Annotated in this window: 15 protein-coding genes and 1 pseudogene; 5 read left to right on the top strand and 11 right to left on the bottom strand. The window is 35.9% G+C overall.

The window, feature by feature from the left end; translation table 11 throughout:
* Positions 1–169 precede the first annotated feature (169 nt).
* The 4 genes from hemL to hemA all read right to left on the bottom strand — a co-directional run bounded on the left by hemL (position 170) and on the right by hemA (position 6370).
* Positions 170–1540 (bottom strand): glutamate-1-semialdehyde 2,1-aminomutase, encoded by a 1371-nt coding sequence (gene hemL / locus R2Q16_RS06535; protein WP_316735933.1) that lies wholly within the window; start codon positions 1538–1540, stop codon positions 170–172.
* Between the two features lie 98 nt (positions 1541–1638).
* The gene (gene hemB / locus R2Q16_RS06530; protein WP_316735932.1) at positions 1639–2607 is read right to left on the bottom strand and encodes a porphobilinogen synthase; all 969 of its coding nucleotides are present in this window, start codon (positions 2605–2607) and stop codon (positions 1639–1641) included.
* Positions 2608–2991: 384 nt separating this feature from the next.
* Positions 2992–4572, bottom strand: coding sequence for a hydroxymethylbilane synthase (hemC, locus tag R2Q16_RS06525; protein WP_316735931.1), 1581 nt, complete (start codon positions 4570–4572; stop codon positions 2992–2994).
* 571 nt (positions 4573–5143) lie between these two features.
* The gene (gene hemA, locus R2Q16_RS06520) at positions 5144–6370 is read right to left on the bottom strand and encodes a glutamyl-tRNA reductase (protein WP_316735930.1); all 1227 of its coding nucleotides are present in this window, start codon (positions 6368–6370) and stop codon (positions 5144–5146) included.
* Between the two features lie 325 nt (positions 6371–6695).
* Here hemA and R2Q16_RS06515 point away from each other — a divergent pair, with 325 nt between their 5' ends.
* Positions 6696–7520, top strand: coding sequence for an alpha/beta hydrolase (locus tag R2Q16_RS06515; protein WP_316735928.1), 825 nt, complete (start codon positions 6696–6698; stop codon positions 7518–7520).
* An 85-nt stretch (positions 7521–7605) separates the two neighbouring features.
* Here the strand turns inward: R2Q16_RS06515 and R2Q16_RS06510 are convergent, their stop codons facing one another.
* The 7 genes and pseudogenes from R2Q16_RS06510 to R2Q16_RS06485 all read right to left on the bottom strand — a co-directional run bounded on the left by R2Q16_RS06510 (position 7606) and on the right by R2Q16_RS06485 (position 14355).
* Positions 7606–8880: a mechanosensitive ion channel family protein gene (locus tag R2Q16_RS06510; RefSeq protein WP_316735926.1), complete on the bottom strand. Its 1275-nt coding sequence runs from the start codon at positions 8878–8880 to the stop codon at positions 7606–7608.
* Between the two features lie 253 nt (positions 8881–9133).
* Positions 9134–11116, bottom strand: a complete 1983-nt coding sequence (ispG, locus tag R2Q16_RS06505; RefSeq protein WP_316735924.1) for a (E)-4-hydroxy-3-methylbut-2-enyl-diphosphate synthase — start codon at positions 11114–11116, stop codon at positions 9134–9136.
* A 153-nt stretch (positions 11117–11269) separates the two neighbouring features.
* Positions 11270–11872, bottom strand: a complete 603-nt coding sequence (locus R2Q16_RS06500; protein ID WP_316735923.1) for an RDD family protein — start codon at positions 11870–11872, stop codon at positions 11270–11272.
* An 840-nt stretch (positions 11873–12712) separates the two neighbouring features.
* A complete protein-coding gene (locus tag R2Q16_RS20355) occupies positions 12713–12763 on the bottom strand; it encodes a hypothetical protein (RefSeq protein ID WP_410478157.1) in 51 nt (16 codons plus the stop codon).
* Positions 12760–12960, bottom strand: a pseudogene (locus R2Q16_RS20350) (LiaF transmembrane domain-containing protein); the annotation flags it as partial. The gene R2Q16_RS20355 and the pseudogene R2Q16_RS20350, both read right to left, overlap by 4 nt.
* Before the next feature lie 5 nt (positions 12961–12965).
* A complete protein-coding gene (locus R2Q16_RS06490) occupies positions 12966–13646 on the bottom strand; it encodes a PspC domain-containing protein (protein WP_316735919.1) in 681 nt (226 codons plus the stop codon).
* Between the two features lie 19 nt (positions 13647–13665).
* Complete coding sequence (locus R2Q16_RS06485) at positions 13666–14355, bottom strand: SDR family oxidoreductase (RefSeq protein WP_316735917.1); 690 nt, start codon at positions 14353–14355, stop codon at positions 13666–13668.
* Between the two features lie 146 nt (positions 14356–14501).
* Between R2Q16_RS06485 and R2Q16_RS06480 the strand changes: the two genes are divergently transcribed.
* The 4 genes from R2Q16_RS06480 to R2Q16_RS06465 are packed head-to-tail and all read left to right on the top strand — an operon-like array spanning position 14502 to position 16631.
* Positions 14502–15236 carry an ABC transporter permease gene (locus tag R2Q16_RS06480; protein ID WP_316735915.1) on the top strand — a complete coding sequence of 245 codons (735 nt, stop codon included), beginning with the start codon at positions 14502–14504 and terminating at the stop codon, positions 15234–15236.
* Positions 15236–15988, top strand: a complete 753-nt coding sequence (locus R2Q16_RS06475; RefSeq protein WP_316735913.1) for an ABC transporter ATP-binding protein — start codon at positions 15236–15238, stop codon at positions 15986–15988. Before R2Q16_RS06480 ends, R2Q16_RS06475 begins: the two co-directional genes overlap by 1 nt.
* A gap of 20 nt (positions 15989–16008) precedes the next feature.
* The gene (locus tag R2Q16_RS06470) at positions 16009–16248 is read left to right on the top strand and encodes a DUF2281 domain-containing protein (RefSeq protein WP_316735912.1); all 240 of its coding nucleotides are present in this window, start codon (positions 16009–16011) and stop codon (positions 16246–16248) included.
* On the top strand, positions 16248–16631 hold the full coding sequence (locus R2Q16_RS06465; RefSeq protein ID WP_316735911.1) for a type II toxin-antitoxin system VapC family toxin: 384 nt from the start codon (positions 16248–16250) through the stop codon (positions 16629–16631). Before R2Q16_RS06470 ends, R2Q16_RS06465 begins: the two co-directional genes overlap by 1 nt.

Genomic DNA, 16631 nt, shown 5'->3' with positions numbered 1-16631 from the left:
TCGGGTTTATTTAACTTCCGCCATTTCAAGATACAAAACAGCCAACCACCAAAAGATATTGCTTCGTGCCTCGCAATGACGACTTATTAGCTTCTATTTTCTTAATATCTTAATGGTTAAAAAACTCTTTTTCCTCTGTGAAAACCTTCGTACTCTTTGTGGTAAAATCCTACTTTTTAAACACCAAATCAAGCGCTTCAAAAATTGCTCTTTTCGCTTTTTCTAACTCAATTTTAGTATGCACAGCAGAAACAAAACCAACTTCATATCCAGATGGACCTAAGTAAATACCACGGTTTAATAACTCACGGTGCATCACCTTGAATTTCTCCATGCTGCTCGCATCAATATCATCAGCCGATTGAATTTTATCTTTATCCGTAAAAGCAAACCAAAAGATAGAACCAACCGTAAACACCTTAAATTTATAATTTCTAGCGGTAGCAAAACGCTGGATACTCGCAACAAAATCTTGCGTTTTATTATTCAAATCTTTGTAAAAACCAGATTTATTTAACTCTGTTAAAGTTGCAATACCCGCAGCCATTGCTACTGGATTACCAGATAATGTACCCGCTTGGTAAACGCCACCATCAGGCGAAATATGCGCCATAATTTCGGCTCTTGCACCGTACATCCCAACAGGCAAACCGCCACCGATAATCTTTCCGTAAGTAACAATATCAGGCGTAATACCGTAATATGCCGCAGCACCTTCAAAACCAACACGGAAACCTGTAATTACTTCATCAAAGATTAATAGTGCACCATTATCTTTAGTAATCTTGCTTAAGAATTTGATGTATTCCTCATCTTGTAAAATTAAGCCATTGTTTGCAGGAATACCTTCTATAATTACCGCAGCAACCTGGTCTTTAAATTGCCCAAAAGCCTGCTCAATTGCAGCCGTATCATTCAATGGAATTACGATGGTTTCTTCAGCAAAAGATTTTGGAACACCGGCCGAAGAAGTCTCGCCGAAAGTAACTAAACCAGAACCAGCTTTTACCAATAGCGAATCGCTATGACCGTGGTAACAGCCTTCGAACTTGATGATTTTATCTCTGCCAGTAAAACCTCTAGCTAAACGAATCGCCGACATAACCGCTTCCGTACCAGAACTTGTAAAACGAATTTTTTCTACAAAACGATTGTTTTTAATAATCAATTCTGCCAGTTCATTTTCCAAAGCAGTTGGCGCACCAAAGCTCATTCCGTTTTGCATTACCTCGGTAACTTTTTCCCTAATTTTTGGATTGTTATGCCCTAAAATCAGTGGCCCCCAACTTCCACAAAAATCGATAAACTGATTACCATCAGCATCCCAAATGTAGCAACCGTCGCCCTTTTCTATAAAAAGTGGCGTACCGTAAACAGATTTAAAAGCTCTAACTGGAGAATTAACACCTCCAGGGAAATACGTTTTTGATTTCTCGTACAACTCCGCCGATTTTACCCTCGAAATATCAGGTTTACTTCCAGTATTTACAGGAATATCGGCCTCGTTGCCTGAAAACATTTTCTTTAATGAATCTAACATTTTTTATTAAGCTTAAAGCTGAAAGACTAAAGCTCAAAGCAAAAAGTAAAGCGTAATATAATGGCCTTAGTTTTTCTGCTTTAAGCTTTCAGCTCAAATTACATCCAATCGTTATTTAAAATATCTTTGATATGGTAAGTGGTAATAATACTCGCTCCTGCTCTTGCAAAAGCATGCATGGTTTCCATTACAACTTTTTGTTCATCTATCCAACCACGTTCTGCAGCTGCTTTAACCATCGAGTATTCGCCCGAAACATTATAAACTGCAATTGGCAAATTGGTATCTTGTTTTAACTGCTGAATAATATCTAAATAAGCTAAACCTGGTTTTACCATCAAAACATCAGCACCCTCTTGCTCATCCAATTGTGCTTCACGCAAGGCTTCCAAAGGATTTCTAAAATCCATTTGATATGCTTTTCTATCACCTTTACTTGGTGCACAATCGGCCGCTTCTCTAAAAGGCCCATAATAAGCAGAAGCAAATTTGGTAGCATGGCTCATAATAGCTGCATTTACGAAACCATTTTCATCCAACAAATTACGCATCGCTTCAATTCTGCCATCCATCATATCCGATGGTGCAAACATATCCGCACCAGCTTGTGCATGCGCCAAAGCCATTTTTGCAATTACATCAACTGTTTTATCATTTTGAACGTAATCGTTTTCCATAATGCCGCAATGTCCGTGAGTGGTATAAGAACAAACGCAAACATCCGTAACCACATATAAATCATCACCGAATTGTTTTTTCAACTCTCGTACAGCAGTTGGAACTAACGAGTGGTCGTGATAAGCTGATTTTGCATCTGCAGATTTTTCATCGCCCACACCGAAAAGCATGATTTTATTCAGGCCTTTTTTCATTCCAATCTCCACATCCTTAACCAAAGTATCAACCGAATAATGGTTTACACCAGGCATGGCATCAATAGCATGCGTAACATTCGTTCCAGGCACCACAAAATATGGGTACACAAACATATCTTTCGATAGTCGGGTTTCGGCTACCATCTCTCTAACTAACGGGTTTTTCCTTAATCTTCGCGGACGATGTAACATTTTTTTAGTATCAAGTATTTAGTATCAAGTATCAAGACTTGAGTATTTTAATTTTCAGCGTATTATGGCTTGCGTCTTTATGAAACATTATTTATTTGAAAAGCATTTTCAGTAACCCTTCGGTTAATGCAGCCCCGCTTTTCGTTTCAATCTTTTTGTTGTTGTCAGTCTGAGCTTGTCGAAGACCTGCAACAAAAAGTATTTCCACTTCAATCGGGTTTAGATCAATTCCGTCATTGCGAGGCACAAAGCAATCTAACGCTTAAGAGATTGCTTCGTACCTCGCAATGACGAAGTGGCTATTTTTTTTGCTTTAAACTTTCAGCTTTAGTCTACTTTCTGCGTCAAAACGTCTGACCTCCGTCTTCGGACTTCCTGACTTTCTTATCTTATCTCTATTCCAAAAACCGCTTCCGATAATCCGATTTCATCAGGCGAATAAGGCAAAGCATATTTCACGCCCATTTCATCAAATTTCTTACCTGTTGAATTTCCAATCGCAATAACCTGCTGACCAGGCTCTAACAAATTATCAGCAAAGTAAGCATCAACATTTGATGGACTGGTGAAAATCAATACATCAGCATAACTTTGGTCTATATTTTCTTCGATTACCGTTTCGTAAATTGGCAAATCGATGATTTTAGCGTCTTCTGGCAACGATTTTTGAATCGATTGCAACGAATCTTGCGCTCTTGGAAACAAGATATTTTTACCCGACACCAATTTTGCAAAATCTTCTGCAACCTCGGTAATATCGCCACTTGCACCAACGAAATCAGCATAATGACCAAACTTGCGTAAAGCATCTTCTGAACCTCTGCCCACAACACCAAATTGTGTTTTCTTCGGCAACAAAGGTTTTAAGTTAAAGAAATACTCCACACTATTACGGCTACTAAAGAAAATCCAATCGATATTTTTTAGAATAAATTGGTCTAAAACCGTAACAATTGGGAAAGTACGAATTAACGAACGCCCCTCAACTTCTATATTATTACTTTCTAAAGCCTTACGGAAATAACTGTGTTCACCGATTTCTCGAGAGATAAAAACCTTTGCAGGTTTTTTACGTTCTTTATCGAATTTGGCAACAATTTTTTCTGCTAAACCATCAGTTGTTTCCGAACGTAAAAACAAACGCTCAGGAAAATCTTCGGAAGTTTCAGCTTTTGAAGTCCACACTTCAAATTCGTTATCTTCTTTTTTACAATAGCAACCTAAAGGCATGTGGCAGCCACCTTCAAAAAGATTTAAAACTTTACGTTCTACGCCAACTTCTTCTGCTGTCGCCGGGTCGTGCAGTTTTTGTAAAGCATCAAAAAGTTCGCTGTCATTTTCTCTAATTTGAATAGCCAAAGCACCTTGTGCCGGAGCTGGAACAAATTCAGTTGGTTCTAATTCTTCAACATGAAATTCGCTAACATCTAAACCTAAACGTTTTATACCGGCTTTTGCCAACATAATTGCATCGTAGTCTTCATCACGCAGTTTTTGAATACGAGTTGGAACATTTCCACGTAAATCTTCAATTTCTAAATCAGAACGTAAACCCAAAAGCTGTGCCTTTCTTCTGTTTGATGAAGTACCAACCATTGCTCCTTTTTTCAAAGAAAGCTTTTGCGAAATGTCTACACAATCTTTTAAAATCAATAAATATTCTGTTGCCTCTTCGCGTGGAGGAATTGCAGCAATGGTTAAACCTTCAGGGTGCGTAGTCGGCAAATCTTTTAAGCAGTGAACTGCTAAATCAATTGTACCTGCTAAAAGTTCTTCTTCCAGTTCTTTGGTAAAAAAGCCTTTTCCTTCTAATTTATCTAAACGTAAATTCAGGATTTTATCGCCCTGCGTTTTAATAATTTTAATTTCTGCTTCGATTCCAATTGCAGCCAATTCATTTTGAATATGATTAGCTTGCCATAAAGCAAGTTCGCTGCCGCGTGTTCCAATGGTTAATTTCTTCACTATAAACTTTTAATGAATTGCAAATTTAAGGTTAATTTGTTTTATACCATGATTTGTTTAAAAATGAGACAGTGAGGTTACAGAATATGAAGATGTATTCGCTTGCCGCAAGGGCTTTTTTCTTTTTCTTGATAAAAAGAAACAAAAATCAAGGCTTGTAAATGATGTCATAAAAATTCGTCAAACCGTTTTTGTAAATTATTTGAGGCCTTTGCCTTGCTGTTTCCCTTTCGTTCAGGCTAAAAATAATTTAGCTAGTGCAAGTATTCGAGAATTCAAGAGATTGCTTCGTGCCTCGCAATGACGAGCGCCTGATTGAAGTGGAAATACTTTTTTGATGATTAACGAAAAAGATTGCCACATTGTTCCTCCTCGAAATGACAATAAAACGAGGGTGACAGAAGTTTAAAAAAGATTGAAACGAAAAGCGGGACTGCAATAACCGAAGAGCACAGGAAATTGCTTTTCTAATTATTTTAAAGATTAAGAAAAATAGCTGAGGAATGATAATTAACCAATCCTTAAAGATTGCTTCGTGCCTCGCACTAACGGCAGTAGAAAAATAGTTAAGTTATGATTCTTTAACCAAAATTTCTTTGGCCATAATCATTGGAACGGAGATACATTTTTTCTCCATGTAGTTCATTACACGCTCCAGAACTTCACGAGATGCTTCATCCATCTGACTAATTTCATCGGCAAACACACCGTTTAAGGCAGTATTTTTGATTTCCTTAATTTTACGAGGTACATCTTGCATCGCCAATTCGATACGGCGTTGTTTTAAAACCGTAAAAAACTCGGCAATGTTGGCGTTGATAATATCTTCGGCATGAACCAATTCATTATAACGCTCTTGAATATTTTTGCGTGCAACTTCTTTCAAAGATTCGACCTCGATGTAATGAATCGGATTGTTGTGGATAACCGCTGGCGCAACATCATTAGGAACAGCCAAATCAACTATTACTTTTTTGCCCGTATCGCCATTCAGCAATTTGGCATAAAGTTTTTCGTCAATAATAGCCTCAGTAGAACCAGTACAAGTAATAATAACATCAAAACCCTCGGTAAAATTTTCTAATGCCTCTAAATGATAAGCTTTACCATTTAGTTCTTCTGCCAAGGTTTCGGCTTTAGAAAGCGTACGATTGAAAACTGAAAAATTTGAGTATTTATGTTTATTAAGGTATTTCGCAATATTTTGATTGGTTTCGCCAGCACCAATAATTAAAACGCGTGAGTTGCCACACATATTTAATTCTTTTAACTTACGATAAGCCAATGAAACTACTGAAACTGGATTTTTTGAAATATTGGTGTGCGTGTAAACTTCTTTAGCTGTTTTCACAACTCTATCCATTATCATACGCAAATAATCTCCGGTAAAACCTGCGTCGCGGCAGTTTTCGTAAGCTTTACGTATTTGAGCAAGAATTTCTTTTTCGCCAACAACTAAACTTTCTAAAGAACAAGACGTTCTTAATAAGTGATTAAAAGCCTCTTCATTTTCGTAAACCGTTACATTATCGAGAAAACGCTCCATAAACTCAGGAGGCAAACCCATATCTAAAACGGTGAGAAATTTAGTAACGAATTCTTTGTTGGTTTTTTCTTTTGTTAGAAAAACAAATTCTACACGATTACAAGTACCGATGTAAAAAATTTCGCTAACGGGAAGTTCCGTTTGAATATTTTTCAACCTGTTATCCAGACTCTGGTCACAAATAACTAATTTCCCTAAAGATTTCAGGTCGATGTGGTGATGCGTAAAAGCTATTACTTTTAAATATTCCAAGTGATTCCGTTATTAACTATTATCGGGATACAAAAGTAATACGGTTAGCCAATGTCACCGTCATTAATCTGTAATTTAGGTCAATTTAGAACGGTTTTAAATAAACGCATTAACCTGACATAAAACATTTATCTACAATGTGCAAGAAACTGTGTAATTCATATCCACTAATCTACTATACGCAATACAGCCTAAATGGTTGCTTGTAAATTACTTAACATCGATTATTCGGCTTTTTAAATAAATACAACCTTTCATATTAAGATTTTGAAGCACAACAAAATCAGTATTAATAGGTTAATTAAATATATCAACTTCTTAAATTATGATTAAACAAACCGAATTTAGCCTTATAGGTTCAGATGAAAAATTAATTATTGGCGACATAACTTTTGATGAAAATAATCCAAATACGCCCATAATACTTTTTGTTCATGGTTTTAAAGGCTTTAAAGATTGGGGTGCACATAATCTTGTTGCCCGTTACTTTGCCACAAATGGCTATCGCTATATCAAATTTAATCTATCACACAGTGGTGTACCTGCTGATAATCCTAAAGATGTTAGCGATTTAGATGTCTTCGCTGAAAATACTTTTTCTAAAGAGCTTTTTGATGTGAATGCAGTTTTGGATTTCATCGAAAAATCATACGGAAAAGAAACTGAAATTAACGTTATTGGCCATAGTCGAGGTGGTGGTTTGGCAATTATAGAAGCTGCCAATGATTTGCGCATTAATAAGATTATTACCTGGAGTTCAATTTCTAGTTTTGATAGTCTTTGGAAAAAAGAACAAGAAGCTGACTGGAAAAAGACGGGAAAAATCCACGTTACTAATGCCAGAACTAAAGAACAGATGCCGTTAAATGTTGCTTTGCTAAACGACTTTGAAGAAAATGCGGAGCGTTTAAACATTCTCAATGCGGCAAAACAGGTTAATATTCCATGGTTAATTGTTCAGGGTGATGATGATGTGAATGTGCCATTTGAAAATGCACAAAAATTAGCAGACATTAATTTGGGTAGCAGATTGATAAAAATTGAAGGGGCAAACCACGTTTATGGTGCAACTCATCCATTTGAGGGCGAAACTTTACCGCCGCTTTTATTTAAGGTTTGCGAAAAGGTATTGATTTTTTTAGGAGAGTAATCAGAATCTAATTTTTACCATCTAAGAAATAGAAGAAACTAGCTTAAATGACCTTAGATGGTAAAACCTTTTTCGAAATTAAATGCTAATCGTTTCCTCTACCTACAAAACCACGCATATCGCTTCCGCTTGGGCTTTGAAAAATTTCTAAATCAAAATAAGGAACAGCAGCTAGCAAATGGTCGAAAATATCTGCCGCAACTTCTTCAAATTTTTTCAAACCTTTCTCTTTTGAAAATACATAAATTTCGATTGGCAAACCGTTTTCTGTTGCTTGTAATTGGCGTACCATAAAGGTTAAATCGGTATTGATGTATGGATTGCTTTCCAGATACTTTTCTGCATAAACCCGAAAAGTACCAATATTTGTCATGTGCCTTCCATTAACCAAATTGTTTGGGTCTACGGTATTTTCTGCATTAAATACTTCTATTTGTTGCTGGGTTTCACGAAGATAATCTTTTAAAAAATCGATACTTTTTAAGCGATTTATCAAATCTTCATCGCAAAACTTTATGCTAGAGATTTTGATGTTGATGTGCCTTTTAATTCTTCTGCCCTCGCTCTCTTCCATTGCCCTCCAGTTTTTGAACGATTCGCTAACAATTGCATAACTCGGTACAATAGTTACAGTTTTATCCCAATTTCTTACTTTAATAGTAGTTAAATTAATTTCTGTTACTTCACCATCAGCACCATATTTTTCTACAGTAATCCAGTCGCCAGCACGTACTAAATCAATTGCACTCATTTGTACCGACGCTACAAAACCTAAAATCGGATCGCGAAATACAAGAATTAAAACAGCAGTTACAGCACCAAAACCAGTAAAAACATAAACTGGCGATTGGTTTATAAGAATGGACAAAATCAATACAAAGCCTAAAATATAGATAATGATTTTGGCAACTTGTTTATAGCTTCGGATGGGTTTATCAGCATACTTTCGAGAAGATTCCATTATCGAAACCAAAGCATTCAAAAAAGCATTTATAGCAAACATGATGGCCATTACAACATAAATTCTGGAAAGAATCAATGCATAAAAAAGCCAATTTTTAAAATCGATAAAGACAAATGGAACGGCGTTGTAAATAATATATGCGCCGAAAATTAATGCAAAAGCCCTGAAAACTCTAAATTCGAAAAGGGCGTTTTGCCAATCGCGTTTAGTTTTAGCACTTTTTACTACGAAGATAAATGCTTGCCTGGTTACAAATATGGTAATGAAAAGGAAAAGCGTTACGCCAATCAAGCCGATAAAAAAGTATGAATAAACCAATTCGGTTCCAGAAAGGTCTTTTTCTATTAGCCAGTTTCTGAATTCGCCAAATATGGTTTGAAAGGTTGGAATATTCATGGACGTAATTTAGTTTTTTATTGGCTAGAAAAATAAATCATGTTTTATCAAATAACTTATTGTCCTGGCCGTACAGGCTTCTTTCTTTTTAACAACAAAAAGAAACAAAAATTGCCGGCTGAAAATTTTTGTTTTAAAGTCAGTAAATTGGCGGGTAAATGCATCCCTAAAAATTTGTTAGGCCGGATTTGAGCAGAACGGAGATATAATGCTTAGGCCCTACAATCCGGAAATGCTGACCAGCTTTAAATCACTAACCTTTCTCCACCCAATTTCCATCACCTTTGATAATCTCAATTAACTCATCTAAAGCAAAAGCTGTATTTACATTTTTTTTAACTACTTCTTGCCCACGATATAAAGTAATTTTATCGGGACCTGTACCTACATAACCATAATCCGCATCGGCCATTTCACCAGGTCCGTTAACAATACAACCCATAATACCGATTTTCAAACCTTTTAAATGGTCGGTACGAGAACGGATAAGCTGGGTAGTTTCTTGTAAATCGAAGAGTGTCCTACCGCAGCTCGGACAAGAAATATATTCAGTTTTACTTATACGGGTTCGTGTTGCTTGTAAAATTCCAAAACTTGTAGAATTAATTAAGGCTAAATCATGACAATTAGCATCAATCCAAACGCCATCGCCGAAGCCATCGGTTAGCAAAGCACCTAAATCAGTTGATGCGTAAAGCTGTAAACTATCTGCATCTAAATGCTCGTAACTTCTTTTAATTATAACCGGAATTTGGATGTTCTTTTTTTGCAAGGCGATAAAAAACGACCTTTGCTCGGCCATACCGTGATTAGCAGATGTTTTAAGAACCAGCACAACATCATGTAGCTGATGAAGTGAAATATGATTAAATTCTGTAGCATCAATTTCTACAAAATTTAAACCTTCATCTTTAACTGTTGCGCTATTAAAATCATCAATAGAAAAAAGTGGGTGGCAGTTATTTTTATCTTTTAGTTTTAACCAGGTTTGGTAATTGTAAATCTGTTTTAAATTCCCTGGAAATGAAAATGAAGGCAGATTATCGCCCAGGAAAGCTAAATCACAGGCTTGGTCTGCCATATTGTATTTATCCAAACCAGCACTATAATTATAACCTATAGCACTTAAAAAGTATGGGTCTTTAAGGTTTTGTTTTGAAACATCAATCATCACCAATGGATGAAAATGCCCACCAATATGTTGAATGCTCTCCGTAATTCTGCGGGAATATTGGTATGGACTGTAAGTTGCTGATTGTCTTTTGACAAGCTCAGTATGACATACGACAGTGCTGTTTTCAACTTTCAACTTTTGACTTTCAACTCTATTCACATATCTATCTGCCAAAGCTTTCGCAACGGGCGCTTCAAATTCGGGGTCTTCGGTTAAAGAAACACGAATGGTATCGCCCAAACCATCCTCTAACAAAGCACCAATTCCAACTGCCGATTTGATACGACCATCTTCACCATCCCCGGCTTCGGTTACACCTAAATGCAAAGGATAGTTCATGCCCTCTTTCACCATAGTTTCTACCAGCAAACGGTAAGCCTGAACCATTACTTGCGTATTACTAGCTTTCATCGAGATAACCAAGTTGTAATAGTTTTCGGCTTCGCACATGCGGATAAATTCCATTGCCGATTCTACCATACCACGAGGTGTATCGCCATAGTGGCTCATAATTCTATCTGATAGTGAACCATGATTGGTACCGATACGCATAGCCGTACCGTATTCCTTACAGATTTTAATTAGCGGAATGAACTTTTTATTGATTCTTTCTAGTTCAGCTGTATATGCGTCTTGCGTATATTCTAAATTCTCGAACTTTTTCTTATCAGCATAATTACCTGGATTTACGCGTACTTTTTCTACTATGCGAGCTGCCATTTCCGCAGCATTTGGTGTAAAATGAATATCTGCGATTAGAGGAACATCGTATCCGCGGAAGCGCAATTCTTTCTTAATATTGGCTAGATTTTCGGCTTCTTTAATGCTTGGGGCAGTAATACGGACATAATCGCAACCTGATTCTACCATTCTAATGGTTTGTTCAACGCTCCCAAGCGTATCCATGGTATCGGTTGTTGTCATAGATTGGATACGAATCGGATTGTGACCGCCCAAAGCAATGTCGCCAATTTTTACTTCACGAGTTAAAAACCTCGAATAAGAAGTTAAACTATTACAGTAACCGCCAGCCAATTGATGCTTTGCCAATATATTTTCCATGCTGATGCAAAGATATAGATAGAATTTTGAATGAGTGCATTTTGAATGAGAGAATGACTAAACTTTAAAGATAGAATGACTGAATTTTCAATTATTGAATTTTATTTGCAATCGCATAATTTCAAAATAAATCTCTCAAAACTCAGTAATTAGTTAAATCAGTCTATCTTTTATAACCAAAGTATTCGCTGCAATGTCATGCCAGCACTGGTTTTTCTTATTAAGGAAACTATATAGATACCCAAAAAAGACCGGAATTACTGATAATATCTTCGAACAATTACGGGCAAATGAACGACCGAAAGAAATCCTGCTTCCTTCAAAATCAGTTACTTTGATATTTACCAAACGTTTTCCAATTGTTGCCTGTTTTTTGGAAGATTCCGCAAAAATTCCGTAAATCAATTTAGAGATAAAAATTAATGGCAGAGGCGTTACAAAGGTCATAATTCGCTGGTCTTTCCCTTCAATAAAAGCAAAGCTGATTAAGATACAAACGCAGTAGATTATAAATATCAGGAAATGATCGATTACAGATGCCAATAGGCGTAAATCGAAACTTGCGAAGTATTGTGGTGCTGTCTTTTGGTAATTAAAACCAAGAAGCTCACGCAATTCAGGCATTGCATGAGCTTCTTTATAATCATCCATCCCGGGTTTACGGATAAATGTATTTGGTGTAATATTCAAGTTGGTAAGTTCTGCCAAACTGAAGGGCCCTTGTGGCTTGCCATTTATTACAACTGTATATTCCATTGAGTTATTCGTTTTACGTAGTAAGTTTTAAGTATATGTAGGCTATAAAACTAATTTTATAAGGTTTTGTAAATAGCTTATATAACTAAAACGTTAAACTTACAACTTAAAACCTAGTACCTTGATACTTCAAAATTACTTAAACCACCATCTAAATTGATAAATATTTTTTTGGTTGATGTTTTGTAATTCGCAGTTTCGTAAACGCCATCACTTAATTTCTCAAAACCAGAAAAATCTTTTGCCGACAGGCCCGTTTTTGTTTTTATACGGCAGCCAGAATTTGTAGGGATTTTAATTTTCACATCAGCCACGCCAGATTTTACTACAACATCTGTAATTGGCAATAAGTCACCGATTTTGATATCTAATGAGGCTGCACCACCATCAAAGCGGAAAGACCTTACTTTATATTTTTCGAAATCGAAATCTGCTTCTCCAGCACCTAATTTCATATTTATATCCCAGTTTGGGGCTTTATTTAATTTGAAATCAACATCATTACCGCCATCGCCAAAATTCCATTTGCTGGTTTTACCTTCCATTTTGAAGTTTAAAATCACTGCAGAATCTGTTAATTGTTTTACCAAAGAGAAATTGCTACGTCTTTTCTTTTTCACCTCAGCATTAATCAATTGTGATGTTTCGCCATCCAGATTGAAAGAAATTCCTCCACCAGAAATATTTAAAACAGTTTTCTTAGCACTATCAGTGGCATTGAAAGTTTCAGAAAAATTTAAACGATTACTTGCGGTGTCTTCATCATCATTGTCGTCGTTATCATCATCAATGTTAACATCAACATCGTTTTTAAATTTATGCCCCCACCAAGAACTTCTATCAGGCTGTTGCTGCCCTTTTACAAATAGAAAGGCAAGTGTAACAACCAATACACCTATCGAAATGATGCTTCCGGTTTGGGTATTATTTTTATTAAAAAGTATGTTTAAACCAGCTATGATTAAAAACACAGGCCAGAAATGCCATACGTTACGCCAGTAAAAAGTGATTACATTAAAGTTTTCCAGCAAGAGTACACCACCTATAAAAAGCAGTAAAATACCCCAAATTAATCTATCTAATTTCATAATATTTATACTTGAGGGTTAACAGGATTTGAATTGTTATCGTCTTTTGGTTTTTCCGTTTCTTCCACTATAATCGCATCTGTAATGGGTTCAGTTTTTGGCTCAGTAGCCGCCGATTGTTGATTTTGAAATGCTGCCCATTCATTTTTTCTTTTGGCTTTCGCGATGATGCTAATGCCTAATACAATAAAAATAACCGGCCAAAAATTCCTGAAACGGAACCAATCCGGGATAAAATCAAGTTCTCTCATCAAAAAGAAACAGCCGATTACAAGTAAAACCAAGCCACCAATTGTTCGTCCTGTATCATTTGGTTTATTGTATTTACTAAAATCTGCGTGACTCTCAAACGGTACTTTCTGAGTATCGCTTAAGGGCTGGTTCCAATTTGTATTGCCAGAACCTACCGGACCAGTATATTGCCCACCATTGCCAAATGGCGGTGTGTTTGGATTATTTTTAAAATAATCGTTAAACTTCGAAAATTTTGCAGCCGGGTCATTATTAACCGGAACAATTATCCACATTACTACGTAAGCGATAAGTCCGCCGCCTGCAAAAAAGATTGCAGATAAGGCAAATAACAGCCTGACTATGGTTACTTCAACTTGCATATATTCTGCAAGGCCCGAAGCTACACCAGCAATCATTTTATCGTGTTCGTTTCTAAAAAGCTTCTTTTCCATAACGTTGTTCATTTTGTGTTTAAAAATCGAGCGGAGTAATTAGAACTTCATCAACGTTTACCCCTTTACTTAAGTTTAAAATGGTAAACAGCGTTTCTGCAATATCTTCGGGCTGTACAAATTTTTCATTCGGAATTGTTGTACCATCCCAGGATGAGGTTTTTGTTGAACCCGGCAAAAAAGCAGTAACCTTTACGTTGTATGGTGCTAACTCTTGCCGCAATACATTATTAAGACTTAATATCGCTGCTTTTGTTACACTATAACTTCCAGCATTTTTTACTGGCGCTTTACTAGCCACCGAACAAATGTTAAATATGTGTCCACGCTTTGCAGAACGCATATTTTTTGCAAAAAACTTACTGATGTAATAGCTGGAATTTACATTTAGCTGCTGTTGCTTTTCGAACGCTTCATCTTCTTCATCGAGCAAGCTGCCTGGTAAAAATGTTCCAACATTATTAACCAAAACATCAACAAAACCAAATTCATCATCAACTTTGTTTAAAAAAGAATAGACCTGCTCTTTATCAGCACAATCTACAGGGTAAATTAAAATTGTTCTGCCCTCTACAACTAGTTCATCTCTAAAACTTTCCAGTTCGATTTTGTTTCTGGCAATAAGTGCTAAATCATATCCATTTTGCCATAATTTAATCGCAATGGCTCTACCAATTCCTTTTGTTGCACCAGTTATTAAAGCTTTCATGTATTGTGGTTTAATTTTTGTAAGCAAAAAACCATATTTATATTCAAAACCACGAATATTTTTGTAATTAACAAAGGGCTACAACTTTTTTATCGTTTCTTTGTAGTATTATATAATGTACATTTAAATTAAGCAATACATACGGGATGAATTTTACCAATTTCGGCAGGTACATACTGCTACTCAAATCTGTATTCAGAAAGCCGGAGAAACTGAAGATATACTTTAAGGAAATAGCAAAACAGATGGATTATGTGGGCGTTGGCTCACTTGGCTTAATTGCAATCATCTCTACTTTTATTGGTGCGGTAATGACTTTGCAGATTGCTTTCCAGTTGGTGAGTGACTTTATCCCCAAAACAATTATTGGTTCTGTAAACCGAGATTCGAGTATTTTAGAGCTTAGCCCAACTATTAGTGCAATTGTTTTGGCAGGCAAAATCGGCTCTGCAATTTCTTCAGAAATTGGCTCGATGAGGGTTACTGAGCAAATCGATGCCCTGGAAATAATGGGTATTAATGCGCCCGGCTATTTAATTCTGCCGAAAATTATTTCGGGCATAACTATGGTACCTATGTTGGTTATCATTTCAATGTTTTTAAGCATTTCTGGTGGTTATATTGGTGGTTCTATTTCAGGTGCGGTAACTCCTGCTGAGTATATTCAAGGTATTACTACTGATTTTAATCCTTACACAATAGTTGTGGCTTTGGTTAAGGCGTTTGTTTTTGGCTTCATCATTACATCGGTTCCGGCTTACGAAGGTTTTTACGTTCGTGGTGGTGCTTTAGAAGTTTCGCAGGCCAGTACGAGAGCCGTTGTAATTAGCTGTATTTCTATTCTTGTTTGCGATTATTTAGTAACCCAATTATTATTGTAATGATTGAAATTAAAGATATATACAAATCATTCTCTGGGAATGACGTTTTAAAAGGCATTTCCGGAAAGTTTGAAGAAGGTGTAACCAATCTGATTATCGGAGGTTCGGGTTCGGGTAAAACAACCCTACTAAAATGTATGGTTGGTTTGCATCAGCCAGATTCGGGCTCTGTTTTATACGATGGGCGTGATTTTACACCAATGACTTATGAACAACGTATTGATGTTCGTAAAGAAATTGGTATGCTTTTTCAAGGTTCGGCTCTTTTTGATAGTATGACGGTAGAAGATAATATTATGTTCCCGTTAAATATGTTTACCGACCAAACTCGAAATGAAAAAATTGACAGGGTTAATTTTTGTTTAGAGCGTGTTAATTTAGCCGGTAAAAATAAATTATTCCCGTCTGAATTATCTGGAGGTATGAAAAAACGTGTTGGTATTGCCAGGGCAATTTCAATGAATCCAAAATATTTATTTTGTGATGAACCCAACTCTGGTTTAGATCCAAAAACTTCAATTGTAATTGATGAATTAATTCAGGAATTAACTGAAGAATTTAAAACCACTACAATTGTAGTAACTCACGACATGAACTCAGTAATGGGTATTGGAGATTATATTTTATTCTTGCATGAAGGAAAAAAATTCTGGGAAGGCAGCAATAAAGAAATCGCCCATACCGATATTAAAGAACTTAACGACTTCGTTTTCGCTAGCCGCTTTATGAAAGCTGCAAAAGATAAGTTTTAAGAAAATTCTTATATTTGATTATGACAGCGGCAACAAAAAATATCATCGATAAATTAGAAAGCCTACCTAAAAATATGGTAAATGAGGTTGAAGATTTTATTGATTTTTTGAAAGCCAAACATGCCAAACATTCTACAAAAGTTTCTCAAGAGAATAATTTAGTTGAAGAACCTAAAGGTTTGTATGGTGCTGCAAAAGGTCTATTTATTATCCCTAAAGATTTTAATGAACCGTTAGAAGATCTTAAAGATTACTTGTAATGCAGTATTTGATTGATACACACATTTTCATATCTCTAATTAATAGAGAAGAAAATGTTAATAATCTGCATCTTAAAGCATTGGAAAATAAAGACAATAAAATTTTTATAAGTATTGCTAGTATTTGGGAAATTGTGATCAAGGTTAATATCGGAAAATTATTCGTCACAAGAAATATTCAAGAAATGTATGATGTAATTGCAAGCTTTAATATTACCGTATTAGATTTACAGCAATCACATTTTGACAAGTACCTCACTCTTCCGTTAATCCACAAAGATCCTTTTGATAGAATGATTATTTCGCAAGCATTAGCTAACGATTTGACATTAATAACCGATGATCAACACATCATAAATTACCCAAAATTAAAGTTATTTTAA

Source organism: Pedobacter aquatilis (assembly GCF_032678425.1).
GTDB classification, from domain to species: Bacteria; Bacteroidota; Bacteroidia; order Sphingobacteriales; family Sphingobacteriaceae; genus Pedobacter; species Pedobacter aquatilis_B.
The sequence above is the reverse complement of the archived record's forward strand: the minus strand, read 5'-3'. Positions and strand labels throughout refer to the sequence as shown.